This is a genomic window from Streptomyces sp. NPDC028305, assembly GCF_055569495.1.
In genome coordinates, this window is sequence record NZ_JBVHTN010000004.1 from 330321 (window position 1) to 355370 (window position 25050).

A 25050-nucleotide genomic window follows, 5' to 3' on the forward strand; every position below is an offset into this window, starting at 1 on the left:
CCGTCCGGTCAACCCACAAGGAGACAGTCATGAGCAGAGTTCTGGCCCTCCAGTCCCTGGAGCCGGCGGAAACCGAGGTCGCGGACGCGTTCCCCACGACCATGACCATCACCACCAGCAACAGTCATCTGAGCGTGTTCATGGACTGCTCCACGACCGTCACGCGGGCAGTGGAGTAGGGAACACGCGGAACGTGCACAACTGACGGCGTCTCGAACGACTCTGGCTGACGGCGCATCGGCGGACATCGGGGATGTCCCTCGTCTCAGGCGCGACCCGAGCTTTCGGTTCCCGCCGCGACGTGGTCGCGCATACGGTCGAGGACGTCGCCGACCACTCGGGAATGGATGAGCGCGCGAGTGACCCGAACCAGCCAGGCCGCCTCGTCCTCGGTGGTTTCCAGGTGCGCCGTCGGTGTCCGGCGGTGCTGGTCCGGTGTGCCGCTGTGCGTGCGCCCGGCCCGCTTGTTCTCGAGGGCCGCGGCGATGACGGCGGCTTCGAGGACGGCCTCGGGGTCGGCCGCCGCCGGGCCGGCGCGGTCGAGCGCCTCCATGGCCCAGGTGAGTGCTTCCGTCTGCTGATAGGCCCTCAGGGCCATGCTGCCGTCCCGGATCTCGATGACCCTGCGGTACAGGGCGAACTCCGCTCGGCGCAGACCGGGGCGCCGGACGGCGGCGTCCGGGTCCAGCGCGATCTCGGGCAGTTCGGCGTAGAGCGCCGACCACAGCGGTTCCAGGTTCTTGTGCGCGCGGCGGGCGCGCAGCCGGCGCAGCGGGGCGGTGATCCGGTCGCCCCATCGAGTGGCCGTGGCGCCGGCCGTGGCGAGGACGGCGGTGACCATGCCGAGAGTCGTGGAAACGACGTCCTCGCCCAGGCCCTGGCTGCCCTGGGCGAGGTTGGCGGCGGCGTCGTCCAGAGCCCACAGGGCCCACACCGCCGCGGTGGCCGTGGCCAGCGTGGCCAGCCTCAGGCCCGTGCGCAGCGAGCCCGGTGGCGTGCGCCGCGTCTGCCGGATGACGGCTTGCGCGAGGACGTACAGGCACCAGCAGGAGTAGCCGGCGAAGAGGACGTTGTACGAGGCGAGGACCCAGCCGCGGCCGGGCGCGGCCACCGCCGACGCGCCGACGGTGGTGACGCCGGCGCCGAGGAACAGTCCCAGCGCCGCGGCCTGGACGAGGACGGCGGCGCGGATGCGGCGCCGGCGGCATAAGGCTTTCCGTTCGGCCGCCGGCGGATCGATGGTCAGCGCGATCAGTACGAGGAAGGCGGCGGCGGCGACGTTCAGCTGGTACGTGAGGAGCAGCTCGGCATCGGGCGACGGAAGCAGCCGGTCCAGCGAATCCATCACCGCCGGGGCGTTGAGCAGCATCGCCGTTCCCGCGCACAACGCGAACCCGGCCACGTCGCGGTGGGCCGGATCCACTCTCCCGCCGCGGGTGGTCACGAGGCGGTGCACGGCGAACACCAGGAAGACGAGGGCGGCGAGAGACGCGGTCAGGTTCGTCACGGGTGCCGCCGCCGGTGCGCGTTGCGGGGCGAGTCCCGGTGCTGTCCGCGTGGGCCGAACAGCGAGTGCAGCCGGGCCTGTTCCGGGTCGGCCGACGACGCCTTGGCGTGTCCGGCCCGGTCGAGCTGAGCCGCACGGCTCAGGATGAGCGACGCCACCAGCTCGGCCTCTTCCTCCTGCGGCTCGCTGTAGACGGTGCGTCCGAGAACCCGCTGGACCAGCGAAGGCGGCAGATGGGGCAGTAAGACCTCGACGGCCGAGGACACCGCGGGAGACGTCTCGTGATGACCGCACAGCAGGTGGGCCACTTCGTGCAGCTGGATGTGCTGCTGGTGGAGTGGTGTGGTGTCCGCGGGGAAGAGGATGCGGTCGGCGCGGTCGGTGGTGACGAGCAGCCCGCACGGAAGATGCGGTCGGGCCGCGACCGGTACGAGCTCGATCGGCCGGCCCCGGGCCTGTGCCAGCATGCCGATGAACGTGGCCGTGTCGAACGGGGTCGGCAGGTCGAGGTCGTCCACCAGACGCCGACATCGTTGCCACAGGTCCTTGCTGCTCAGGCCGCTGCGCACGCGCATCCTCTTCCCCCGGTCGCTGTGTGGCCGTTGTCGCGGGTCAGCCCTCGGTGCGGTCCGCGCCCTCACGGCGGGCGAGGACGTCGATCATGTCGCTGATCGTGCTGACCGCCTCCGGCGAGAGGTTCACCGCGCGCAGCGCCATGCTCCGGACCCCGGCGTCCCGCAGGGCTCCCAGCAGCTCCAGGTCCTTGGCGATGGCCGCTCCCTTGTCGTCGTCGAAGAAGTACGCGACCGGGACGTCGAAGAACTGGGCGAGCGCTTCGAGGTGCCGCTTGGTGGGGTTGTCGCGGCGGCCCGTGCGCAGCTGCCACAGGTAGGTGGTGGAGAAGCTCTCCCCGGTGACCTCCCGGCAGGCGCGCGCGACCTCCTCGTGGCTGAACTGTTCGCGGTTGGGGCGCCGGACGATGCGGAACAGCGCGTCGATCTTGTCCGCGAGAGTCGTCGGCGCGGACGGATCGGTGTCGCTCACGTGCGACTCCCTTCCACCACGGGGTCAGCCTGAATGAAGCACCCACGAAAACACGTCCATCTTAGCTTGTGTCCGCGGCGGGGGCTGACCTGGGACACCGAGTGGCCGGCCGGTTCAGGCCGGCTCGATGGACAGGCTGTGGCGGAAGGCGTTCGTGGGGTCGTACTTCGCCTTCACCTGCTGGAGGCGCCGGTAGTTGTCCTTGTAATAGAGGTGGTGCCACGGCGTGTCCGAGGTGTTCCAGGCCGGGTTCCGCAGGTCGGCGTCGGGGTAGTTGATGTACGCCCCGTCGTTGATCTCATCCGGGACGGGGACCCCGCCCGTGCCGGCGTACATCGCCCGGTAGAAGTTCCTGACGCCCGCCTCGAACGCGTCGGTGTCCGAGGGGTTGGCCCAGGCCGTCACATACCCGATCTTGAAGCGGGCCCCCCGGTGGGCATACGCGGTGGCGTCGGGGGCGATGTCTCCCACCCTGGCGCCGTACGTCGACAGCGTCATCACGCCCGGTACGCGGCCCGGGTCGGGGTCGGTCATATGCGAGAACGCCACCTCGGTCTGGGCGCGGCTGAGCGTCTTCTTCGCGTAGGCCGACTTCATCTTCGTATAGCGGCGGCTCACGCCCTCCCCGGTGCCGATCAGCGCGGCCTGGAGCCAGGGCACTTCCTTCCGCAGCTGGGTGAGGGAGTAGGCCGCGGTGCCCGCGCTGATCGCGTCGAGGTGGTCGCGCATCAGCCGCTCGGCGTTCGACTCGGCGGAGACCTGGCCCATGATGTACGGGGCGCCGAGCACGGACGGCATCAGGAGGAGGTCGGAGTGCAGCGCGGCGGCGGGTGAGCCGGAGTCGCTGTTGGCCTCGACCCAGGCGCCGTGGTTCTCCAGCAGCCGGGTGAACGCCGCCCGGTCGAGGTCCTGCCAGCGCCACGCCGCCCTGAACGTCAGCACGTGCCGCGGCGGGGCCGGCAGCAGCCGTGCCGGGTCCGAGCCGCCGGCGCCGGGGGAGCGGAACCAGTAGCGGGTCACCACTCCGAAGTTGCCGCCGCCGCCCCCGGTGTGCGCCCACCATAGATCCCGGTGCGGGTCGTTGTCCTCGCGGGTGGCCACGACCGTGCGCACCCGCCCGCCGCCGTCCACGGTGACGACCTCGACCCCGTACAGGTGGTCGACGGTGAGCCCGTGCAGCCTGCTCAGCGTGCCGAAGCCGCCGCCCTGTACATGCCCGCCCGCGCCCACCGAGGGACACCAGCCGCCCGGGATGGTCACGCCCCAGCCCAGGTACAGCCTGCGGTACACCTCCCCGAGCGTGGCGCCCGTCTCGACCGCGAAGGCGTTGCGGTCCGGGTCGAAGGAGACGGCCGTCATGCCGGACATGTCGATGACCATCCGGACCTCGGGATTGTCGACGAAGTCCTCGAAGCAGTGTCCGCCGCCGCGCACCGCGACGCGCAGGCCACCGCGTACCGCGTCCCGCACCGCCTCCTCCACGTGTTCGGTGCTGCCCACGACGCGCACGTGATCGGGCGATCCGGTGAAGCGCGCGTTGGTGCCGCGACGCACCAGCTCGTAGTAGCGCCGGTCTTTGCTGCCGACCCGCACGGGGCCGAGCGGCGGCGGGCAGGTGGCCCCCTGGCCGGGCGCCTCCGTCGCACTCGCGGTCCCGGCGGCCGGGATCCCGATCCCGATCCCGATCCCGGTACCGACACCGACCGCCGCCGCCGAGCGCAGCATGGAACGTCTGGTCTGCTCCCGCATGGTCCCCACCCCCTGGATAGGCGCCAAAGGTGCCTGAGCGCCGTTAAGCGGATCTAAAACCGGGTGGCGGCGGAGGCCAGGCAGCAGCTGACGAAGTCCTGGACGACCGGGTTGGCGTCGTCGGCCGGGGCCCAGGCGACGGCGACCTGGCTGGGGCTGACTCCGGTGACGGGGCGGTAGACGACGCCGGGGCGGGCGTAGAAGCGGATGGCGGATTCCGGGGCGAGGGCGATGCCGTAGCCGTTCGCGATCGCGCTGAGCCAGTCGTCGGGCTGGTCGGTGACGGCGCCGATGCGGACCGGGTGGTTCTCGCGTTCGTCGGCGGCCAGCCAGTAGTCGCGCCATGGGCCGGATTCGGCGGGGGCCGCCACGAAGGGTTCGTCCCACAGGGCCCGGAAGGGGATCACGTCGCGGGCGGCCAGGGGGTGTGCGGCGGCGAGGGCGACGCAGCGGGGTTCGGTGAAGAGGAGCGCCGTGCGGAGCGCGTCCTGGCCGGGGAAGGGCAGCCGCACCAGGGCGACATCGGCCTCTCCGTCGGCGAGCCCGGCCGAGGGGTTGGCCCAGGAGGCCTGCCGCAGCTGCGCCCGCCAGCCCGGTCGGCGGCGGGAGAACCCGGCGACGATGAGCTGCGTCGCCTCGTTGGCCCCGCTGGCCACGAAGCCGACGCGCAGCACGCGGGCGGCCCGGCCGGCGGCGGCCTTCGTCTCGCGCAGGATGCCGTCCCACTCGGCCAGCAGAGCGGGCGCCCGCTCTGCCAGCGCGCGGCCCGGTTCGGTGAGGGCCATGCCGGACCGGGAGCGGGTGAACAGGGCCGCTCCGAGCTGGTCCTCCAACTGCTTGATCTGCTTGGTCAGCGCGGGCTGGGAGACGAACAGCCGCCGCGCGGCACGGGTGAGGTTCCCTTCCTCCGCCACGGCGACGAAGTACCGCAGCAACCGCGTGTCGATATCCATGCCGCCAGGTTATGGACACGGGTATTGGACGGCGCTCCGAGCCTTGACGAGGCTGGTCAGCGGGGGGCAGGGACGGGAAGGGGTGTAAGGAATCATGGGGTACGCGGCCGTTACCGTCGCCGCGATCGTGGCGAACGCCGGGATCGCGGTGGCAGACCTGGCGAAGGCGGAGTTCGTGCTCGCCAACTCGGCGGAGGTGGGTGTTCCGCGGACCTGGATCCCCTGGCTCGCGGTGCTCAAGGCGGCCGGGGCCGCCGGGCTGCTGCTCGGGCTTCTGGGGGTCCGGTTGATCGGGGTCGCCGCCGCGGTCGGGCTCGTGCTGTTCTTCGTCGGTGCCGTCGGCGCGCATGTGCGCAAGCGCGTCTTCCACAACATCGCGTTTTCCGTGGGATATCTGGGGCTGGCCGTCGCGGCTCTGGCCGCTGCCCTCATATAGCCGCCACGGGGCTGCGACCTCGGCGGGCTGCGGGTCGGCGGGAGGGCTGGGAGAATGTCACTGATGTCGCCGTCCCCTCGCATCGGCGGGACGGTCCACGGAAGGGGGCGACCCGTGCGCGCCTCTCTGGTCCAGCTCGAGGTCTCGGACACGGAATCCGCCGACGACCGCCGGGCCCGCGCCGCCGCGTTGGTCCGCGACCGGGCCGGTGACGACCTCGTGGTGCTGCCCGAGCTCTGGCCGACCGGCGCCTGGGCCTACGACGACTGGCGGACGGGCGCCGAGCCCATCGGCATCGACGGGCCGACCCTGCGCGCCATGTCGGCGGCGGCCAGATCCGCGGCCGTCTGGCTGCACGCGGGGACGGTGGTGGAGCGCGACGGCGGCGCCCTCTACAACACCGCGCTGGTCTTCGACCGGACGGGGGCGCTGCGCGGCACGTACCGCAAGATCCACCGCTATGGCTTCGACACCGGTGAGGCCGCCTGGATGGCCGCCGGGCGGGACGTCGTGACGGTCCCCACCGACCTCGGCGAGCTAGGCCTCGCCACCTGCTACGACCTGCGGTTCCCCGAGCTGTTCCGGGCACTGGTCGACGCCGGTACGGAGATCCTGGTCGTGCCCGGCGCATGGCCCGCCGGGCGCCGCGAGCAGTGGCGGATCCTGGTCCGTGCCCGCGCGGTCGAGGAGCAGGCCGTCGTCCTGGCCTGCTGCGCCGCGGGCACCCACGGCGGGATGGAGCAGGCGGGCGGCAGCCTGGTGGTCGATCCATGGGGCGCGGTGCTCGCCGAGGCCGGGGCGGGCGAGGAGGTCCTCACCGCCGAGATCGACACGGACGCGGTCGCGGCGATCCGGGCCGAGCTCCCGGTTCTGCGGGACCGCGTCCTCGCCATCCCGGCCCCCGGGGCGGGGCGCTCCGGGCCCGGCTGAGCGTCGGTGTGCGCGTCACGGCTTCTTCGGCTTGCCGTCCCCGTACAGCCAGATGTCGAAGAGGCCCTGGAGGTCCTTGCCCGATTTCTTCTCGCACAGCGCGATGAACTGCGCGGTGTCGGCGTTGCCGTGGCGGTGGTCGCGGGTCCAGGCGCGCAGGATGGCGAAGAAGGTCTTGTCGCCGACGGCCTCGCGCACCTTGTGCAGCACCATCGCCCCGCGTCCGTAGACGGGCGGGTCCGAGACCTGGCCGGCGCTGGGCGGGGCGGCGGGCGGGAAGTCCCAGATGCCCTCGCTCTCGTCGTCCGTGCCGTCGTAGAAGTCGTCGAAGATCTCCTGGGCGGTGCGGCCGTTGTGGTCCTCCTCCCACAGCCACTCGGCGTAGGTGGCGAACCCTTCGTTGAGCCACATGTCCTTCCAGGTCCGGGGCGTGACGGAGTTGCCGAACCACTGGTGGGCGAGCTCGTGCACGATGAGCGGCTCGCTCGGCGGGGAGGGGTAGAGCGGCTTGGTCTGGGTCTCCAGGGCGTAGCCGAGGTCGGGTACGTCGGCGACGATCGCCCCGGTGGAGGAGAAGGGGTAGCGGCCGAAGGTCCGGCTCTCCCAGTCGATGACCTCGGTGACCTGGTCGGGGACTTCGGCGGCGCGGTCGGCCAGCTCGGGGTCGATGGCGACGTACTGGGGGAGCGTGCCGTCGGTGGTCGTGGTGTGGATGTCGAAGTCGTCGATGGCGACGGTGGCCAGATAGCTCGCCATGGGTTCGTCGGTGCGCCAGTGGAAGGTGGTGCGGTCGTGGTTCTCGCTCCGGCGGGTCAACTCGCCGTTGGAGACGGCGGTGTAGCCCTGGGGGACGGTGATGGTGATGTCGTACGCGGCCTTGTCGGAGGGGTGGTGGTTGCCCGGGAACCAGGCCATGGAGCCGGTGGGCTCGCCGACCGCCAAGGCCCCGTCGGCCGTCTTGATCCAGCCCTCTTCCGAGCCGTCGGGGTCCTTGATGGTCCTGGGCTTGCCGTCGTAGACGACCGTGGTCTTGAAGGCGCGGCCCTTGGGGAGGGCGGCGGCGGGGGTGAGCGTCAGCTCGGTGCCGGAGCGCGCGGTCCTGGCGGGCTTGCCGTCGACCCTGGCCTCGCGGACCCGCAGCCCGGCGAGGTCCAGGTGGAAGGAGGTCAGGGCGCGGGTGGTGCGGGCGCTGATCTCGGCGGTGCCCTTGAGGCGGCCGGAGTCGGGGGCGTAGTCGAGGGTGAGGCGGTAACGGGTCACGTCGTAGCCGCCGTTGCCGAGTTTCGGGAAGAGCGGATCGCCGACGCCGGCGGCGCCGGGCTTCGTCCCGGGGACGTCGTCGGCGGTGTCCCGGGCTCCCGAGCCGCCGGTGCAGGCGGCGCACAGCAGCAGGGCGAGGGCGGCGGGCAGTGGCCGCGGGGAGGGACGGGTGCGCACGGCGGGGCTCCTGAGGGACTGGCGGATGAAACCTTTAACGGCACTGAACGGCACTGAACGGCACTGAACAGCACTGAGCGCCGGGCGGGCGGCGGTGTACGGGCGGTGTACGGCGGTGTGCGGAGATGTTTCGGGCGTTGATCGCCATTGATAGCGGCCTGATGCGCCGTTGTCGAAGTAAACGTCTCTGAGCTGCGGTTCACCACTTCTGGTGAAGCTCTGGCCTGTAGTTGCGTACGACAACCCTCGGTTGCGAAGCTGTTGCCGACTGTCAACCACTGGGAGCGCACGTGGCCTTTGGTGACCAGCCCGCATACCTCCGAGTCGCCGACGACCTCCGGAAGAAGATCACCACCGGCGAGCTGCCACCGCATACCCGTCTCCCCTCCCAGGCCCGGATCCGCCAGGAGTACGGGGTCTCCGACACCGTCGCCCTCGAGGCGCGCAAGGTGCTGATGGCCGAGGGCCTGGTCGAGGGGCGCTCCGGCTCGGGCACCTATGTCCGCGCGCTTCCCGTCCCGCGCCGGCTGATCCGCACCGGCTACCGCGACCGCGGCAGGTCCAACCCGTTCCGCCAGGAGCAGGCCGACGACCGGATCATCGGCACCTGGGAGTCGAGCAGCGAGCGGGAGGAGGCCGGGCGCGAGACCGCCCGGCGGCTGGGCATCGCCCCCGGCGAGCGCGTCATGCGCACCCGCTATGTGTTCCGGGCCGCCGGGGACGCGGTGATGATCTCCACGTCCTGGGAGCCGCTCGCCGTCACCGGCCGCTCGCCCGTGATGCTGCCCGAGGAGGGGCCGCTGGCCGGGCGCGGCGTGGTCGAGCGGATGGCGGCCATCGACCTGGTGGTGGACAACGTGACGGAGGAGGTCTCCGCGCGGCCCGGCCGGGCGGAGGAGGTGCTGACGCTGGGCGGGGTACCGGGCCACGCCGTCCTCGTCATCTCGCGTACGTACTTCGCGGGCGGCCGCCCCGTCGAGACGGCCGATGTGGTGGTGCTGGCCGAGCGGTACCGCGTCGCGTACCACCTCCCGGTGAAGTGAGCGGAAACATTCCTCAACTCCAGTTATCGGATAAGGGTTTGAGCTGAATTTGAGCTGGGTGGAATTTGAGGTAGATTTGAGGTCCGTGGCCGCTGCATGAAAAGCGGCACATCGTACGCAACTCGCGTCACCCAGCCATCCGGGCCCATTCGCGGTATCTGTGCACGAACATTGAGGAAGAGTCGTCGCTTCCCCGGTGGGTTATAGGCGATTGCGGGCGGGATCAATAAGTCCCGTGCCCGGCCGGTAAAGATCCCGCGAAGGGCCCCCCAAACCCCCCTTGACTTATGCTTCTCATGGATTTTACCAGTGATTGACCTGCGTCGATACGGTCAAGAGCGCATCCGTGAGAGGTGGACCTCAAACTCAGCTCAAACCCGCGAAGAACCCCTTCAATTCGCTTGTACGATGACGCGCGTTTGCATCAGGTACAGCTATCGGGGACGAAGGGAGTGTCAGGGACGTTGAGCACTGAACAAGGTTCCCACTCGCATTACAAAAGGTCGCTCGGAACGGTGTCGCTCACCGCGGTCGGCCTCGGTTCCATCATTGGCTCCGGCTGGCTCTTCGGTGCCGAGCGAGCCGCGTCGCTGGCCGGCCCCGCCGCAATTCTCGCGTGGGTGATCGGTGCCGCGGTGGCACTGACCATCGCGCTGACCTACTCCGAACTCGGCTCGATGTTCCCCAAGGCCGGCGGCATGGTCCGGTACGGGCAGTACTCGCACGGCTCGCTCGCCGGCTATCTGGCCGCCTGGGCCAACTGGATCGCCATCGTCTCGGTGATCCCGGGTGAGGCCACGGCCTCCATCCAGTACATGAGCTCCTGGGACTTCGGCTGGGCGAAGCACCTGTACGACGGGAAGGAGCTGACCGGCACCGGCGTCATCCTCGCCTCCGTCCTGCTGGTCTTCTACTTCTTCCTCAACTGGTTCGCGATCACCCTCTTCGCGAAGACCAACACCGCGATCACCGTCTTCAAGCTGGTCGTCCCGGCGCTGACCGCGGGCGCTCTGCTGCTGGCCCACTTCGACAGCGGCAACATCAGCGGCAACGGCGGCTTCACCCCCAACGGCTGGAGCTCGGTGTTCACCGCCGTCGCGGTCTCCGGCATCGTCTGGGCGTACAACGGCTTCCAGTCCCCGCTCAACATGGCGGGCGAGGCGCGCAACCCCGGCAAGTCCCTGCCCAAGGCCGTCATCAGCTCCATCCTCATCTCGCTGGTGATCTACGTCGCCCTCCAGGTCGCCTTCCTGGGCGCGGTCCCGGCCGCCGACCTGGCGCACGGCGGCTGGAAGGAGCTGTCCTTCAACTCCCCGCTCGCCGACCTGGCCACCGCCTGGGGCCTGAACTGGCTGGCGCTGCTGCTGTACGCGGACGCCTTCATCTCCCCGTCCGGCACCGGCATGATCTACGCGGCCACCACCTCCCGCATGATCCACGGTGTGCAGGAGAACGGCCATCTGCCCAAGATCTTCGGCCGGGTCGACCCCAAGACCGGCATCCCGCGCCCGGCGCTGCTGCTCAACCTGGTGATCGCCTTCGCGTTCCTCGCGGTCTTCCGCGGCTGGGGCTCGCTCGCCGAGATCGTCTCCGTCGCGACCGTCATCTCGTACATCACCGGCCCGGTCGCCGTGATGTCGCTGCGCCGCCTCTCCCCGAACCTGCCGCGCCCGGTGAAGCTGCGCGCGATGCCGATCGTCGCGCCGGTCGCGATGGTCTTCGGCTCGCTCGTCCTGTACTGGGCCCGCTGGCCGCTGACCGGCAAGGTCATCTTGATCATGGCCATCGGTCTGCCGATCTGGGCCTGGTACGAGCTGCGCAAGCCGTGGGCCGAGCTGAAGCCGCACCTCATGGGGGGCGCCTGGATGGTGTCGTACCTGCTGGTCATGGCGCTGGTCTCGTTCCTCGGCAGTAAGAAGTACGGCGGCCGCGGCGATCTGGCCGACGGCTGGGACTTCCTGATCGTGGCCGTGATCGCTCTGCTCTTCTACGCCTGGGGCGTGGGCAGCGCATGGCGCAACCCGTCCCTGGTGCAGGCCGAGCAGGAGCTGGTCGCCGCCGAGGCCGAGACCGCGAACGCGGAGGGCACGGACGACGCGGGCGACGACCGTCGCGAGAAGGCCGCCGCGGGCGTCTGACACGATGCGGTCCGGACGAGGGTGTCGCCTCGGCGAGGCGACACCTCGACCGGCCACACCGCCGATGACCGGCCGCGTGGCCGGATGAGTACCTCGTTGTAAGAAGGCGTATCCGGTGCGTGAAGGTTGGGCGTAGGCTCGGGCATATGCGGATCGGGAATTCCTTACCGGAGTCACGGAGGCGTGCGTGGGGGCGCGCCAGATTGGAGGGGGCGGACCGATGAGTGACACCAATGCCGTCCTGCCATGGCTCGTCATCCGCCAGGACGACAACGGCAATCGCTATCGCGTCGGCCGTTACGCCACCAAGACCGAGGCCCAGGAAGTGGCCGACCGGCTCGATTCGCGGACCGAGGAGCGGCTCTACGTCGTCGAGCGGACCGAGGCCTCCCGCCAGGTCCGCTGAGCCGTCCCGCTCCCCCTGTACGCCTCCCCTCGCGCCTTTGCTCCCGTAGGGTGCGGCACATGACGGTGCGCGTGGTGGTGGGCGGAGCGGTGTTCGACCAGGGGCGGCTGCTGGCCGCGCGGCGCAGCGCCCCGCCCGAGCTCGCCGGCCGCTGGGAGCTGCCCGGCGGCAAGGCCGAGCCGGGCGAGACCCCGCAGCAGACCCTTGTCCGGGAGCTGCGCGAGGAGCTGGGCGTCGAGGTACGGCCGCTGGAGCGGCTGCCCGGCGAGTGGACCCTGAAGCCGGGGTACGTCCTCCAGGTGTGGACCGCGGAGCTGTGCTCCGGCGAGCCGCGCCCGCTGGAGGACCACGATGAGCTGCGCTGGCTCCCGCCCGACCGCGTGAACGAGGTCGACTGGCTGGACGAGGACCGCCCGGCGGTGGCCGAGGCGATCCGCCGGCTGCGCGCCTGAGGACTTTCCCCCACCCCACCCCACCCCACCCCTTCCCGCGGTCGCGGAAGCCTTCAGGGCGGTGACGGTACCGGGCCCGGATATCGGGTATGTACTGATTAACCTCCCTGAATCCGCACATTCCGGCGGGGATTGCACATGTCGGGGGAAGTGATCGGCGTGACGGACAGCTCAGGAGCGCCCGGCTCCGGGTCCGGCGGGCCCGGCTTCGTCGAGTGGGTGTTCCCCGCCGACCCCGTGGCCGTGCGGGTGGTCCGCTCCCGGGTGCGCCAGGCGCTGGACGGCTGGGGTCTGACGCCGCTTGGTGATGTGACAATGTTGCTGGTGAGCGAGTTGGTCACCAATGCGCTGCGGCATGCCAGCGGTCCGATCGGCGTTCGTATGTACGCCCTTCGCGAACGCGCCGCGGCCGACCCGGTCCTGCTGGTCGAGGTCTCCGACCCGCTCGCCGACCCGCCGCGCGAGCGCGTGGCCGCCCTGGAGGATGAGGGTGGCCGCGGGCTCCAGTTGGTGGCTGGCAGCGCGCTGCGCTGGGGCTCCCGGCGGGACGGCGCTGGGAAAACGGTGTGGTTCGAGCTGGCTCTGCCCGGTTAAGAGTGTGAGAGAGCACTGATCTTGAGCGCTTGTCAAAAAGCCGGGACGGAACCTGAACGCGGGCTGAGATAGTGCTGTGATCGTGAAGACCGTACTCCGGATGGCCGAGGTGCTGGATACTCGCTATCTGAGAGCCGGTCGGAGCACCTGAGCCGGAGGGGACGGGCGCATGAGCGAGAAGCCAGCGGGGGCGGACATCCCCGAGGAGGCGGTTGGTTCGCAGATGTCGCCGGATTCGCGTACATCCTCATCGTCAGATTCGTCCGCCTCGCGCGCGAAGCCCTCTTCGTCTCTTGTGCCCGTTCCATCCCGATTGCCAGCACTGTCATCCAGTTCGCACGAACCCTCTCTTTCGTCCGCTCCGACGGTGTGGCAGAGCAGCCCGCCCGGCTCGATTTACGACTACATCCGGGTCGCCTCGTTCTCGCTGGGGCCCGACGGCCGGATCGCGCAGTGGAGCCGGCGCGCCACCGAGCTCCTCGGGCTGACCGCCGAACAGGCCATCGGCAAGGACCCGGTGGAGGCGTTCGTGCCGCCGGAGCTGCACGAGGCCAGCCGCCGCACGGTCGCGGACATCCTCGACGGCAGAGAGTGGACGGGTCTCGTCCCGTATCACAACCCCCGGGCGCCCCACGGGCATGGCATCGCCGAGGTCTATGTGATGCCGGCGGAGACCGAGCACGGTGAGCGCTCCGCCCTGTGTATCGCCGTGGATGTGACGGCCCTGCGCGGGCTGGAGACCGACCTCGCCGCCTCGCAGGCCGTTTTCGGTCAATCTCCGCTCGGTTTCTTTCTCTTCGGTACCGATCTGCGCATGCTCCGCGTCAATGAGCGGTTTGCGACGGTTTTCGGCCGCCCCGCCGAGTCGTACCGCGGCGCCTCCGCGTACGACCTGCTGCCGCGCGGCGAGGCCGACCGGCTCGCCGCCGCCCTGCGCCAGGTGCTCGACAGCGGGCAGTCGCTGACCGACATGCCCATCGTGGGCACCGTGCCCGGCAACCCCGAGCGGCGCCGCTGGTCGGTCTCGCTGTACCGGCTGCACAGCGGCTCGGGCCGCCCCATCGGCGTGGCCGGTCTTGCCACCGATGTGACCGGCCGCCGCCGCGCCGAGCAGGAGGCCGCGGGCGTACGCCGCAACCTGGCACTGCTGAACGAGGCCGGGGCCCGAATAGGCACCTCCCTCGACCTGGAGACCACCGCGCGCGAGCTGCTGGACGTGGCCGTACCGCAGTTCTGCGACCTGGCCTCCGTCGACCTCTACCAGGGGCTGCTCTCCGGCGACGAGACCCCGCCCGGACTGGCCGACGGCAGCGCCGAGTTGCGCCGCGTCGCCTTCGCCAGCGCCGTCTCGGACGGCCCGGTCGCCTTCGGCGACAGCTACCGCGCAGGTAGCGACGGAGAGGGCGGGGCCACCGAGCCCGTCCAGGTCGGCGAGGTGCACCGCTACCCCTTCAACTCGCCCTGCGCCGTGGCCCTGCGCACCGCCCGGGCCCGCGTCGTCCCCGGCCGCGACAGCGCCGAGAGCCTCGAACTGGGCACGATGCTCCAGTCCACCCTGGTGGTGCCGATGGTCGCGCGCGACACGGTCGTCGGCCTCGCCCAGTTCTCCCGCACCAAGGGCAGCGAGCCCTTCGGCGAGCGGGACACCGCCCTCGCCGTGGAGCTCGCCGCCCGCGCCGCCGTCTCCATCGACAACGCCCGCCTCTACCGCAGGGAGCACGAGCGCGCGCTGATACTTCAGCGCAGCCTGCTGCCGCCCGGCGACCCCGAGGCAGCCGGGCTCGACATCGCCTGCCGCTATCTGCCGGGCAACGCGGCGACCGAGGTGGGCGGCGACTGGTTCGACGTCATCGAACTGCCCGGACACCGCACGGCCCTGGTGGTCGGCGATGTGATGGGCCGCGGCCTGCGCGCCGCCGTCGCCATGGGCGAGCTGCGCACCGCCGTACGGACGCTGGCGCTGCTCGACCTGGAGCCCGCCGAGGTCCTCTCCGCGCTCGACGAGATCGCCCGCGGGCTCGGCGCGCCCGGCGGCTCGCACGGCGGCGGGCGGTCCGGCTCGCGCGCCCGCGGCGGCAGAGCCGCCGACCTCTCCGAGGTCTACCTCGCCACCTGCGTCTACGCGGTCTACGACCCGGTCACCCGCCGCTGTACCTTCGCCAACGCCGGCCACCCGCCCCCCGTCCTCGTCGAACCCGGCGAGTCCGCCCTGCTGATGGACGTACCGCCCGGCATGCCGCTCGGCGTCGGCGGCGAGCCGTTCGAGGAGATCGAGGTCGAACTCCCCGACGGCGCGCTGCTCGCCCTCTACACCGACGGCCTGGTCGAGTCCCGCGACCACTCGCTGGACGAGGGCCTCCAGGCCCTGCGCGCGTCCCTGGACATCCCTGACGGCTCGGACGGGGCAAAGGCCGTGGCGGGCTCCCTGGAGGACGTCTGCGACCACGTTCTGTCCACCCTGGACACCCACCACGGCGAGGACGACATCGCCCTGCTCATGGCCAGGATGCAGGGCCTGTCGGCGGAGTCGGTCGGCGACTGGCAGCTGCCCAGCGAGCCCAAGTCGGTCGGCCGCGCCCGCGAACTGGCCCGGGAGCAGCTGGAGTCCTGGGGCATGGACGAACTGGTGGACACCACCGAGCTGCTGGTGAGCGAGCTGGTCACCAACGCCCTGCGGTACGGCGAGGGTGAGATCCGGCTGCGCCTGCTGCTGGACCGCACGCTGGTCTGCGAGGTCTGGGACAGCGGCCTGGTCCAGCCCCGGCGCCGGCGCGCCCGCGACACCGACGAGGGCGGGCGCGGGCTCCAGCTGGTCGGCATGCTCAGCGCGGGCTGGGGCAGCCGGCGCACCCCGCACGGCAAGACGGTCTGGTTCGAGCTGGCGCTGCCGAACGGGCAGTCGTCCACCCCGGACTCGGTCGAGGCGCTGCTCAGCATGTGGTGAAGCCCGGGCCGGCATCCCGACCCGGGCCCGGTATCAGGACGAATCGCGGCGGCGGATCTTGTTGCCCAGCCACACCAGCGGGTCGTACTTGCGGTCCACCGTCCGCTCCTTGAGCGGGATCAGCGCATTGTCCGTGATCTTGATCCCCTCGGGGCAGACCTCGGTGCAGCACTTGGTGATGTTGCAGTAGCCCAGGCCGTGCTCCTCCTGGGCCGCGCGCTTGCGGTCGAGCCCGGTCTCGGCCGCCGCGTCCAGCGGGTGCATGTCCAGCTCGGCGACGCGCATCAGGAACCGGGGCCCGGCGAAGGCCTCCTTGTTCTCCTCGAAGTCGCGCACCACATGGCAGGTGTCCTGGCACAGGAAGCACTCGATGCACTTGCGGAACTCCTGGGAACGCCCCACGTCCTCCTGCCACATCCGGTACTCGCCCGGCCCCAGGTCCTCGGGCGGCACGAAGGACGGCACCTCGCGCGCCTTGGCGTAGTTGAACGACACATCCGTCACCAGGTCCCGGACGACCGGGAAGGCCCGCAGCGGGGTGATGGTGAGCGTCTCGTCGCGGCCGAAAACCGACATCCGGGTCATGCACAGCAGCCGGGGTCGGCCGTTGATCTCGGCGCTACAGGAGCCGCACTTGCCCGCCTTGCAGTTCCAGCGGACCGCCAGGTCCGGGGCCTGGGTCGCCTGGATCCGGTGGACGATGTCCAGAACGACCTCCCCCTCATTGACCTCGACGTGGAAGTCCTTCAGACCGCCGCCTTCCACATCGCCCCGCCACACCTTGAAGTGGGCCTCGTACGCCGTCACTGGGTGAGCTCCTCGTCCGTCAGGTACTTCGCCAGCTCGTCCTTCTCGAACAGGCCCAGCAGATCGGGGCGGATGGGCGGGGTGTTGCGCCGCTCCAGCCGGATCTGCCCCTGCCGCGCGTCCGGTGCCGCCAGCCCGCCCGAGGGGTCGGAGAGCCGGCAGACCAGGTTGACCGGCCGCCACTCGCGGTCCATCTCCGGATAGTCGTCGCGGGTGTGCCCGCCGCGGCTCTCGGTCCGCTCCAGCGCGGCGCGCGCCACGCACTCGCTGACCAGCAGCATGTTGCGCAGGTCGATGGCCAGGTGCCAGCCGGGGTTGAACTGCCGGTGCCCCTCCACCCCGGCGCGCCGCGCCCGCACCCGCAGATTGGCCAGGCGGTGCAGCGCCTCCTGCATCTCGCCGGCCTTCCTGATGATGCCCACCAGGTCGTTCATGGTCTGCTGGAGCTCCTGGTGGAGCGAGTACGGATTCTCGGCCGGAACCGTGGACGGGGGTGCGAGCTGCGGATCGCCGCCCTCGGCGCTGAACGGGCGCAGCGCCTCGGCCGCGGCCAGGTCGATCTGCGCGTCGTCCGGTTCCGGCCGCCGCTCGGCCGCGGCCGCCTCCTCCGCGTACCGGGCCGCGTGCAGCCCCGCGCGCCGGCCGAAGACCAGCAGGTCGGAGAGGGAGTTGCCGCCCAGCCGGTTGGAGCCGTGCATCCCGCCCGCGACCTCGCCCGCGGCGAACAGTCCTGGCACTCCGGTGGCGGCCGTGGTGTCCGGGTCGACGTCCACGCCGCCCATCACGTAGTGGCAGGTCGGGCCGACCTCCATGGGCTCGGCGGTGATGTCGACGTCCGCCAGCTCCTTGAACTGGTGGTGCATGGAGGGCAGCCGCCGCTTGATGACCTCGGCGGGCATCCGGGTGGAGACATCGAGGAAGACCCCGCCGTGCGGGGAGCCCCGGCCCGCCTTGACCTCGGAGTTGATGGCCCGGGCGACCTCGTCGCGCGGGAGCAGCTCGGGCGGGCGGCGGTTGTGGTCCGGGTCCTCGTACCAGCGGTCGCCCTCGTCCTCGGTCTGGGCGTACTTCTCCTTGAACACATCCGGGATGTAGTCGAACATGAAGCGCTTGCCCTCGCTGTTGCGCAGCACCCCGCCGTCGCCGCGCACCGACTCGGTCACCAGGATGCCCTTGACCGAGGGCGGCCAGACCATGCCGGTCGGGTGGAACTGCACGAACTCCATGTTGACCAGCGGCGCCCCGGCCAGCAGCGCCAGCGCGTGGCCGTCTCCGGTGTACTCCCAGGAGTTGGAGGTCACCTTGAAGGACTTGCCGATGCCGCCGGTGGCCAGTACCACCGCGGGGGCCTCGATGAGGAAGAAGCGGCCGGACTCGCGCTCGTAGCCGAAGACCCCGGCGACCCGCTCGCCCGCCTCGTCCTTGAGGACGCGGGTGACCGTGCACTCCTGGAAGACCTTCAGCCGCGCCTCGTAGTCGCCGAACTCGGCCTTGTCCTCCTGCTGGAGGGAGACGATCTTCTGCTGGAGGGTGCGGATCAGCTCCAGGCCGGTGCGGTCCCCGACATGGGCGAGGCGGGGGTACTCATGGCCGCCGAAGTTCCGCTGGGAGATCTTGCCGTCGGAGGTGCGGTCGAAGAGCGCGCCCCAGGTCTCCAGCTCCCAGACCCGGTCCGGCGCCTCCTGCGCGTGCAGCTCCGCCATCCGCCAGTGGTTGAGGAACTTCCCGCCGCGCATGGTGTCCCGGAAGTGCACCTGCCAGTTGTCGCCCTCGTTGACATTGCCCATGCTGGCGGCGATGCCGCCCTCGGCCATCACGGTGTGGGCCTTGCCGAAGAGCGACTTGCAGATGACAGCGCAGCGCTTGCCCTGCTCCCGCGCCTCGATCGCGGCCCGCAGCCCGGCGCCGCCGGCGCCGACCACGACCACGTCCCACGACTGCCGTTCGACTTGCGTCATGTTGTTGGGCACCTCTCCTAGAAAAAGCGCGGGTCGTCGAAGGCGCCGCTCGCGAGCAGATAGACATAGAAGTCGGCCACGGCCACGCTCACCAGCGACGCCCAGGCCAGCTGCATATGGCGCGCGTTGAGCTTGCTGACCCACCCCCACAGCCGATAGCGCACCGGGTGCCGGGAGAAGTGCTTGAGCCGGCCGCCGACGATGTGCCGGCAGGAGTGGCAGGAGACGGTGTACGCCCAGATCAGCGCGATGTTGACGAGCAGCACCAGGGTGCCGAGGCCCATGTGGCCCCACCGGCCGTGCTCGTCGCGGAAGCCGAGCACCGTGTCGTAGGTGAGGATCCCGGCGACGATCACCGCGAAGTAGAAGAAGTAGCGGTGGATGTTCTGGAGGATCAGCGGGAAGCGGGTCTCGCCGGTGTACTTGGCGCGGGGCTCGGGGACCGCGCAGGCCGGGGGCGAGGCCCAGAAGCCCCGGTAGTAGGCCTTGCGGTAGTAGTAGCAGGTCAGCCGGAAGCCCAGCGGGAAGATCAGGATCAGCAGGGCGGGGGACAGGCCCCACCACGCGCCGAAGATCTCCCAGTTCGCGCCGCCCTTCATGGGCACGCAGTTCTGCGCGATACAGGGCGAGTAGAAGGGCGAGACGTACGGCTCGGCGTAGTAGTCGTCTCCGGAGAAGGCCCGCCAGGTCGAGTAGACGATGAAGGCGAACAGCCCGGCGGCGGTGGCCGCGGGCGCGAGCCACCAGCGGTCGGTCCGCAGATGGCGGGCCGGGACGGCGGCTCGCGAGGGCGTGTGTACGCCGTGCGCGGCGGGGTCCTTTCCGGAGGTCGTACGGGCCTGGGGGTCGGTGCCTGTGGCCAAAGGGAACTCCGTGTGGAGTGTGTGCGGGCGGGATGGGATGGCGGGGCGGCGCTCACGCGGTGTGGGCGGCGGGACGGTGGGCGTAGGCGCCCGCCCGGCGGGTCACCTCGCGTCGCGCACCGGTCACACAGCGTACGCGCCTCAGGGTGCGTGATGGTCGCGTACGCCGAGTCCCTCGTCGTCGACGTCCAACCAGAGCGCACTGTTGTACGGCGCGTCGGGAACCAGCACCATCTCGGGGCGCGACCGCTCGCCGGGGGCGGACTCGCGGAGCAGGGCGAGGCTCTCGCGCAGGTGGTCCGCGTCGGTACGGACGCGGCGTATCTCCAGGCCCTGGGTGCCGACCGACTGCTCGAGCCGGGTGACGGAACGGACCAGGTCGTCGAGACAGCGTTGGACGGCCGTCAAGTCGTCGTTCAAGGACATGGCTAGCCCTCACTTCCGCGGTTGCGGTTGGCGACGCTCATGCGACAGCGAGTGTTGCGCGTCATGGTCACGGTTGGGAAGGGATCTGTCGCGATTCGCGGAGCCACCGGGGCGATCGCCCCCTCGCGCGCGGGGGCGTGCGCCCACCGGATTGACCCGGACGAGTGATCCTTTCCCCTCCATGGCCGTCTCGGCGTGCTGTTCCCTGAACCGTCGCTTTGAGTGAGGAGTATATGCGATGAGTGTCACAATATGCCAAATGTGCATAATCCCGGCTCACCCGGTCCATCCGGGCGCTCAGGCCCACCGGAGGTACGCGTCATGTCCATCGCCAAGCGCCGCCGCGTCGCGCTGTTCGCCGCGGGAGTGCTGCTGCCGCTGCCCTGGGTGAGCGGATGCAGCTCCAGTGATGACGACAGCTCGCCCACCGCCGCCCGGCGGGACGTGGCCCCGGCCGCCCGCGACAAGGTGGCCGGCACCGGGACGCTGCGCTGGGCCCTGGACGCGGCACCCGGGACGTTCAACGTCTTCCAGACCAACGCCGACAGCGGCACCCAGCGGATCGCCGGCGCCGTGCTGCCGTCCCTGTTCACCCTGGACGGCCGGGGCAGCCCGCAGCGCAACCCCGACTACCTCGAGGCCGCCGACGTGGTGGACCGCGAGCCCAAGCAGGTCGTGCGCTACAAGCTCACCCCCGAGGCGGTCTGGAGCGACGGGCGCCCGATCGGCGCCGAGGACTTCGTCGCCCAGTGGAAGGCGCTGCGCGGCGCGGACGGCGCGTACTGGACGGCCCGCAACGCCGGGTACGACCGCATCGCCAAGGTCGCGCGCGGTGACGGGGAGCACGAGGTCGAGGTGACCTTCGCCAAGCCGTACGCGGACTGGCGCTCGCTGTTCACTCCGCTCTACCCGAAGAGCGTGATGAGCACCGCGGCCGCCTTCAACGACGGCAGGCGCCGGGGCCTGGCGGTCAGCGCCGGCCCGTTCATGATGCGCAGCAACACCGGCGGCACCAAGAACGTCACGCTGGTGCGCAACCCCCGCTGGTGGGGCGATCGGGCCCGGCTCGACAAGCTGGTCTTCAAGACCGTGCCGGCCAAGGAGCGGGCGGCCGCGCTGCTGGCCGGGCAGGTCGATCTGGCCGAGGTCGACCGGGCGACGGCCGAGCGGATCCAGGACGTGGGCGAGACGCCGAAGAAGAAGGACGGGAAGAAGGAGAAGCAGGCCGCGGCCGAGCCCTCGGCCCAGCACGGAGCGGCCCAGGACCAGCCCCCGCGGGAGGACCCGGCCGACCTGGCGGCGGACGGCCGGGACGCGGCCGACTCGATGCGCGCCTGGGCCGAGGAGAACGGCTCGAAGAAGGCGCGGGCCGAGGCGGCGGCCCTGCGCAGGTTCACCGTGCGCAAGGCCCTGGAGCCCGCGTACACCCAGCTCGCCCTGAACGGCACCAAGGGCCCGCTCGCCGACGAGCGGGTGCGCCGCGCGGTGGCCCGCGCGATCGACCGCAAGGCCCTCGCACGGCTGGTGCTGGCCCCCATGGGCCTGCCGGACAAGCCGCTCGGCAACCATCTGCTGATGGCAGGCCAGCAGGGCTACAAGGACCACAGCGGCGCCATCGGCGGCCAGGACACCCACGCCGCCCAGTCCCTGCTCGCCGACGCGGGCTGGCGCGCCGCGTCCGCCTCGGAACGGCGGAAGGCGCTCGGCGCCGGGACGGACGACCAGGGCCACGACAAGGCGCGGGACGGCGGCCGCGGGGCGGGCCCCGACGCGGGCGACGCGGGCCGCTCGGGCAAGACCGGGCGCGCCGCCGCGGCGGTCGTACGCAAGAACGGCCGGCCGCTGGAGCTGCGCTTCGTGGTGCCGACCGGCTCCGGCACCGCCCCGCTGGGCACGGTCAGCCGGCGCATCGCGCGGATGCTGGAGGCGATCGGGGTGCGCACCCGGATCACCAAGGTCTCGGGCAGCGGCTACTTCAAGGACCACATCGCCTCGGGCAACTACGACCTCGCCCTCTACTCCTGGCCCGCCAGCGCCTACCCCGCCACGGACGGCCGCCCGATCTACGCCAAGCCGCAGCCCGCCACCGACGGCTCGCTGGTCGTCGAGCAGAACTACACCCGGGTCGGCACGGACCAGATCGACCAGTTGTTCGACCAGGCGGTCGCCGAGCTGGACGCCGGCTCCGCCCGGGCCCTGGTCAGCCGCGCGGACGCGCGGATCTGGGCGGCGGCCGGGTCGATCCCGCTCTACCAGCGCCCGCAGCTGGTCGCGGCCGGGAAGAAGGTCGTCAACGCGGGCGCCTTCGGCTTCGCCACCCCGCGCTACCAGGACATCGGCTTCCGGAAGTAACCCTCAGGGCTGTCTCAACTCCCTTTTCCTGTAGGCCGGTCGACGTGAAGTATGGTGCGTGATCACGACACCGGCTACACGGGGGAGGACGATATGAAGCGCGGATTGACCACGGGGGTCGCGGCCGTAGCGATCATGGCAGGGGCCGCGGGCTGTACGTCGGGCGGCTCCGATGGGGCCGCCCGCGGCGGCTCCCAGAACACTGCGGCCAAAGGGCAGAACATCGCGGCCCCAAAGGCGTGCGCCGACGGCACGTACACCTGGCTGAACGTCTCCCGGCGCCCGGTGGTGACCGACTTGGCGGTCGGCACTCGGAGCGAGAAGGGCGGCAAGGTCAGCACCCGTGGCCTTGAGACGGTGGCCCGCTACACCGTGTCTGTCCGGACACAGGGCGCGACCCTGTCCGAGAAGCAGTCGATCCACAGTCTCGCCCGGCAGGTCAAGCCGGTCGTCCCCCTGGCCGACCGGATCGGGCAAACGACCGCGTACGACAAGGACCAGGAGAAGGACAAGGACTCCTCCTCCGGCGAAGGAGCGCCCGGCCGTTATGTCACGGCCCGCGCGTTCGACCTGGTCGAGGCCGATTTCCGCTATGCCTGCGGGGACAAGACGGTCAGCTCCGGTCACGTGGTGACCTGGAGGATCAATGTTTCGATCTCCTTGGAGTGCGGCGAGAAGCTGGACAAGAAGGCGAGCGGCGGCGCGCGCGAGGCCGCCAGGCTGGGCTGCCGCGAAGGCGACCGCGCCCGGGCCTGAGCACGGCCCACCGGCCGTACGTGGGCGGGGCGCCCGTTACCTCCCCGCCCACGTACCATGGGGTGAGGCCGTGGCGTGATCTGCCCGGCGGGCGGGCGTACCGGACCGGGCGCGCCGCCATCCACGATTCCGGGAGAAGCGCCGCAGTGCCCACGCGCCACGACATCCGTAACGTTGCCATCGTCGCCCACGTCGACCACGGCAAGACGACCCTCGTCGATGCCATGCTCAAGCAGGCCGGCGCGTTCGCCGCCCACCAGCACGTCGACGACCGGGTCATGGACTCCAATGACCTGGAGCGCGAGAAAGGCATCACCATTCTCGCGAAGAACACCGCCGTCAAGTACCACCCGGCGGGCGGCGGGGACCCCGTCACCATCAACATCATCGACACCCCCGGCCACGCCGACTTCGGCGGCGAGGTCGAGCGCGGCCTGTCCATGGTCGACGCGGTCGTGCTGCTGGTGGACGCCTCCGAGGGCCCGCTGCCGCAGACCCGCTTCGTGCTGCGCAAGGCGCTTCAGGCCAAGCTGCCGGTCATCCTGTGCATCAACAAGACCGACCGCCCGGACGCCCGGATCGACGAGGTCGTCAACGAGACGTACGACCTCTTCCTGGACCTGGACGCGACCGAGGAGCAGATCGAGTTCCCGATCGTCTACGCCTGCGCCCGTGACGGCGTGGCCTCGCTGAACAAGCCGGAGGACGGCACCGTCCCGGCCGACAGCGACAGTCTCGAGCCGTTCTTCTCCACCCTCCTGGGGACCATCCCGGCCCCCGAGTACGACGCGAGCGCCCCCCTCCAGGCCCATGTCACCAACCTGGACGCGGACAACTTCCTCGGCCGTATCGCGCTGCTCCGCGTCGAGCAGGGCGAGCTGAAGAAGGGCCAGACCGTGGCCTGGATCAAGCGGGACGGCTCGATCTCCAACGTCCGGATCACCGAGCTGCTCATGACCGAGGCGCTCACCCGCAAGCCCGCCGAGGTGGCCGGTCCCGGCGACATCTGCGCGGTCGCGGGCATCCCGGAGATCATGATCGGCGAGACCCTGGCCGACCCCGAGAACCCGATCGCCCTCCCGCTGATCACGGTCGACGAGCCGGCCATTTCGATGACCATCGGGACCAACACCTCGCCGCTGGTCGGCCGGGGCCCCGGCGGCAAGGGCGCCGACAAGTCGGTCGTGAAGGACCGGAAGGTCACCGCGCGCCTGGTCAAGGACCGCCTGGAGCGCGAGCTGATCGGCAATGTCTCGCTGCGCGTCCTGCCCACCGACCGCCCGGACGCCTGGGAGGTGCAGGGCCGGGGCGAGCTGGCGCTGGCCATCCTGGTGGAGACCATGCGCCGGGAGGGCTTCGAGCTGACCGTCGGCAAGCCGCAGGTGGTCACCCGGGAGGTCGACGGCAAGGTCCACGAGCCCATCGAGCGCATCACCATCGATGTGCCCGAGGAGCACATGGGCGCGGTCACCCAGCTCATGGGCACCCGCAAGGGCCGGATGGACAACATGTCCAACCACGGCTCCGGCTGGGTCCGCATGGAGTTCATCGTCCCCTCCCGCGGCCTCATCGGCTTCCGTACGGAGTTCCTGACCCAGACCAGGGGCACCGGTATCGCGCACTCCATCCACGAGGGCCACGAGCCGTGGTTCGGGGAGCTGAAGACCCGCAACAACGGCTCGCTGGTGGCCGACCGCTCGGGCGCGGTGACCGCCTTCGCGATGACCAACCTCCAGGAGCGGGGCACGCTGTTCGTCTCCCCGGGCACCGAGGTGTACGAGGGCATGATCGTCGGGGAGAACTCCCGCTCCGACGACATGGATGTGAACATCACCAAGGAGAAGAAGCTCACCAACATGCGGTCCTCGACGGCGGATGTGACCGAGTCCCTGGTCCCGCCGCGGCAGCTGTCGCTGGAGCAGTCCCTGGAGTTCTGCCGCGACGACGAGTGCGTCGAGGTGACCCCGGAGACGGCCCGTATCCGCAAGGTGGTGCTGGACCAGAAGGACCGCGCCCGGACCGCCGCCCGCGCGAAGCGGTAAGGCCTGCGCGAGGCGGTAACGCCGCGCGCGACCGCCCGTAAACGCAATATCGAAAACAATACCGGCCGATTACCCTACGTAATCGGCCGGTATGGCGTCTGCGCTATTCGGCGGCCCGGACTCTCGGCCTCTTTGGTCGGGGTCCGGGCCGCTGCCATGTCAGCAACTTGCCAGTCAAGCTCTTATCCGACAACCAGTGTCCGATTATCGGTG

22 protein-coding genes are annotated in these 25050 nt (G+C 70.8%); 12 read left to right on the forward strand and 10 right to left on the reverse strand.

Translation table 11 applies throughout. The features are described 5' to 3' along the window. Nucleotides 1–29 precede the first annotated feature (29 nt). Nucleotides 30–179 carry a class III lanthipeptide gene (locus ACZ4WQ_RS17750; RefSeq protein WP_311727559.1) on the forward strand — a complete coding sequence of 50 codons (150 nt, stop codon included), beginning with the start codon at nt 30–32 and terminating at the stop codon, nt 177–179. Nucleotides 180–265: 86 nt separating this feature from the next. Here the strand turns inward: ACZ4WQ_RS17750 and ACZ4WQ_RS17755 are convergent, their stop codons facing one another. From ACZ4WQ_RS17755 to ACZ4WQ_RS17775, 5 genes are all read right to left on the reverse strand, one after another. Next, nucleotides 266–1507: an MAB_1171c family putative transporter gene (locus ACZ4WQ_RS17755; RefSeq protein WP_398371098.1), complete on the reverse strand. Its 1242-nt coding sequence runs from the start codon at nt 1505–1507 to the stop codon at nt 266–268. After that, the gene (locus ACZ4WQ_RS17760; RefSeq protein ID WP_352129652.1) at nt 1504–2082 is read right to left on the reverse strand and encodes a ParH-like protein; all 579 of its coding nucleotides are present in this window, start codon (nt 2080–2082) and stop codon (nt 1504–1506) included. The genes ACZ4WQ_RS17755 and ACZ4WQ_RS17760 overlap by 4 nt, the downstream gene beginning before the upstream one ends. Nucleotides 2083–2119: 37 nt before the next feature. Further along, the gene (locus ACZ4WQ_RS17765) at nt 2120–2551 is read right to left on the reverse strand and encodes an XRE family transcriptional regulator (protein ID WP_398371101.1); all 432 of its coding nucleotides are present in this window, start codon (nt 2549–2551) and stop codon (nt 2120–2122) included. A 114-nt stretch (nt 2552–2665) separates the two neighbouring features. Next, a complete protein-coding gene (locus ACZ4WQ_RS17770; protein WP_398371103.1) occupies nt 2666–4300 on the reverse strand; it encodes an FAD-binding oxidoreductase in 1635 nt (544 codons plus the stop codon). Between the two features lie 53 nt (nt 4301–4353). Further along, the gene (locus tag ACZ4WQ_RS17775) at nt 4354–5253 is read right to left on the reverse strand and encodes a LysR family transcriptional regulator (protein ID WP_311727564.1); all 900 of its coding nucleotides are present in this window, start codon (nt 5251–5253) and stop codon (nt 4354–4356) included. Between the two features lie 94 nt (nt 5254–5347). Between ACZ4WQ_RS17775 and ACZ4WQ_RS17780 the strand changes: the two genes are divergently transcribed. Together ACZ4WQ_RS17780 and ACZ4WQ_RS17785 are read left to right on the forward strand one after the other, a co-directional pair. Then, nucleotides 5348–5689, forward strand: a complete 342-nt coding sequence (locus ACZ4WQ_RS17780; RefSeq protein ID WP_358845229.1) for a DoxX family protein — start codon at nt 5348–5350, stop codon at nt 5687–5689. A gap of 114 nt (nt 5690–5803) precedes the next feature. Continuing rightward, nucleotides 5804–6619 carry a nitrilase-related carbon-nitrogen hydrolase gene (locus ACZ4WQ_RS17785; protein WP_398371106.1) on the forward strand — a complete coding sequence of 272 codons (816 nt, stop codon included), beginning with the start codon at nt 5804–5806 and terminating at the stop codon, nt 6617–6619. 15 nt (nt 6620–6634) lie between these two features. On the opposite strand, the gene ACZ4WQ_RS17790 is transcribed toward ACZ4WQ_RS17785, so the two are convergent. Continuing rightward, nucleotides 6635–8056 (reverse strand): M1 family metallopeptidase, encoded by a 1422-nt coding sequence (locus tag ACZ4WQ_RS17790; RefSeq protein WP_398371108.1) that lies wholly within the window; start codon nt 8054–8056, stop codon nt 6635–6637. A gap of 290 nt (nt 8057–8346) precedes the next feature. On the opposite strand from ACZ4WQ_RS17790, the gene ACZ4WQ_RS17795 reads away from it, so the two are divergent. The 6 genes from ACZ4WQ_RS17795 (at nt 8347) to ACZ4WQ_RS17820 (ending at nt 15633) form a co-directional block, all read left to right on the forward strand. Beyond that, a complete protein-coding gene (locus ACZ4WQ_RS17795; protein ID WP_311727569.1) occupies nt 8347–9099 on the forward strand; it encodes a GntR family transcriptional regulator in 753 nt (250 codons plus the stop codon). Between the two features lie 464 nt (nt 9100–9563). Next, nucleotides 9564–11237 (forward strand): APC family permease, encoded by a 1674-nt coding sequence (locus ACZ4WQ_RS17800; RefSeq protein ID WP_311727570.1) that lies wholly within the window; start codon nt 9564–9566, stop codon nt 11235–11237. 220 nt (nt 11238–11457) lie between these two features. Beyond that, nucleotides 11458–11643: an SPOR domain-containing protein gene (locus tag ACZ4WQ_RS17805; protein WP_352129668.1), complete on the forward strand. Its 186-nt coding sequence runs from the start codon at nt 11458–11460 to the stop codon at nt 11641–11643. Between the two features lie 59 nt (nt 11644–11702). Beyond that, entirely contained in the window at nt 11703–12095 is a 393-nt protein-coding gene (locus tag ACZ4WQ_RS17810; protein WP_311727572.1) for a (deoxy)nucleoside triphosphate pyrophosphohydrolase, read from the forward strand. Between the two features lie 138 nt (nt 12096–12233). Next, nucleotides 12234–12689: an ATP-binding protein gene (locus ACZ4WQ_RS17815; protein ID WP_311727573.1), complete on the forward strand. Its 456-nt coding sequence runs from the start codon at nt 12234–12236 to the stop codon at nt 12687–12689. Between the two features lie 169 nt (nt 12690–12858). Continuing rightward, nucleotides 12859–15633, forward strand: a complete 2775-nt coding sequence (locus tag ACZ4WQ_RS17820; RefSeq protein WP_311727574.1) for a SpoIIE family protein phosphatase — start codon at nt 12859–12861, stop codon at nt 15631–15633. A 33-nt stretch (nt 15634–15666) separates the two neighbouring features. Here ACZ4WQ_RS17820 and ACZ4WQ_RS17825 read toward each other — a convergent pair whose 3' ends face one another. The 4 genes from ACZ4WQ_RS17825 to ACZ4WQ_RS17840 form a co-directional block, all read right to left on the reverse strand. After that, entirely contained in the window at nt 15667–16440 is a 774-nt protein-coding gene (locus tag ACZ4WQ_RS17825; protein ID WP_385345461.1) for a succinate dehydrogenase/fumarate reductase iron-sulfur subunit, read from the reverse strand. After that, nucleotides 16437–18398 (reverse strand): fumarate reductase/succinate dehydrogenase flavoprotein subunit, encoded by a 1962-nt coding sequence (locus tag ACZ4WQ_RS17830; protein ID WP_358845223.1) that lies wholly within the window; start codon nt 18396–18398, stop codon nt 16437–16439. Before ACZ4WQ_RS17830 ends, ACZ4WQ_RS17825 begins: the two co-directional genes overlap by 4 nt. A 17-nt stretch (nt 18399–18415) precedes the next feature. Next, a complete protein-coding gene (locus ACZ4WQ_RS17835; protein WP_358845222.1) occupies nt 18416–19261 on the reverse strand; it encodes a hypothetical protein in 846 nt (281 codons plus the stop codon). A 141-nt stretch (nt 19262–19402) separates the two neighbouring features. After that, complete coding sequence (locus ACZ4WQ_RS17840; protein WP_311727578.1) at nt 19403–19687, reverse strand: hypothetical protein; 285 nt, start codon at nt 19685–19687, stop codon at nt 19403–19405. Between the two features lie 321 nt (nt 19688–20008). On the opposite strand from ACZ4WQ_RS17840, the gene ACZ4WQ_RS17845 reads away from it, so the two are divergent. The 3 genes from ACZ4WQ_RS17845 (at nt 20009) to typA (ending at nt 24837) form a co-directional block, all read left to right on the forward strand. Next, nucleotides 20009–22039 carry an ABC transporter family substrate-binding protein gene (locus ACZ4WQ_RS17845; RefSeq protein ID WP_385345458.1) on the forward strand — a complete coding sequence of 677 codons (2031 nt, stop codon included), beginning with the start codon at nt 20009–20011 and terminating at the stop codon, nt 22037–22039. A gap of 93 nt (nt 22040–22132) precedes the next feature. After that, nucleotides 22133–22795, forward strand: coding sequence for a hypothetical protein (locus ACZ4WQ_RS17850; protein ID WP_361183411.1), 663 nt, complete (start codon nt 22133–22135; stop codon nt 22793–22795). A gap of 146 nt (nt 22796–22941) precedes the next feature. Further along, nucleotides 22942–24837: a translational GTPase TypA gene (gene typA / locus ACZ4WQ_RS17855; protein ID WP_311727581.1), complete on the forward strand. Its 1896-nt coding sequence runs from the start codon at nt 22942–22944 to the stop codon at nt 24835–24837. Nucleotides 24838–25050: the final 213 nt, after the last annotated feature.

Bases quoted from the DNA above. Each gene is read 5' to 3' on its own strand.
- ACZ4WQ_RS17810 (WP_311727572.1), top strand. From the start codon at position 11,703: ATGACGGTGCGCGTGGTGGTGGGCGGAGCGGTGTTCGACCAGGGGCGG.
- ACZ4WQ_RS17770 (WP_398371103.1), bottom strand. From the start codon at position 4,300: ATGCGGGAGCAGACCAGACGTTCCATGCTGCGCTCGGCGGCGGCGGTC.
- ACZ4WQ_RS17845 (WP_385345458.1), top strand. From the start codon at position 20,009: ATGTCCATCGCCAAGCGCCGCCGCGTCGCGCTGTTCGCCGCGGGAGTG.
- ACZ4WQ_RS17760 (WP_352129652.1), bottom strand. From the start codon at position 2,082: ATGCGCGTGCGCAGCGGCCTGAGCAGCAAGGACCTGTGGCAACGATGT.
- ACZ4WQ_RS17840 (WP_311727578.1), bottom strand. From the start codon at position 19,687: ATGTCCTTGAACGACGACTTGACGGCCGTCCAACGCTGTCTCGACGAC.
- ACZ4WQ_RS17815 (WP_311727573.1), top strand. From the start codon at position 12,234: ATGTCGGGGGAAGTGATCGGCGTGACGGACAGCTCAGGAGCGCCCGGC.
- ACZ4WQ_RS17830 (WP_358845223.1), bottom strand. From the start codon at position 18,398: ATGACGCAAGTCGAACGGCAGTCGTGGGACGTGGTCGTGGTCGGCGCC.
- ACZ4WQ_RS17850 (WP_361183411.1), top strand. From the start codon at position 22,133: ATGAAGCGCGGATTGACCACGGGGGTCGCGGCCGTAGCGATCATGGCA.
- ACZ4WQ_RS17775 (WP_311727564.1), bottom strand. From the start codon at position 5,253: ATGGATATCGACACGCGGTTGCTGCGGTACTTCGTCGCCGTGGCGGAG.
- ACZ4WQ_RS17750 (WP_311727559.1), top strand. From the start codon at position 30: ATGAGCAGAGTTCTGGCCCTCCAGTCCCTGGAGCCGGCGGAAACCGAG.
- ACZ4WQ_RS17805 (WP_352129668.1), top strand. From the start codon at position 11,458: ATGAGTGACACCAATGCCGTCCTGCCATGGCTCGTCATCCGCCAGGAC.
- ACZ4WQ_RS17820 (WP_311727574.1), top strand. From the start codon at position 12,859: ATGAGCGAGAAGCCAGCGGGGGCGGACATCCCCGAGGAGGCGGTTGGT.
- ACZ4WQ_RS17780 (WP_358845229.1), top strand. From the start codon at position 5,348: ATGGGGTACGCGGCCGTTACCGTCGCCGCGATCGTGGCGAACGCCGGG.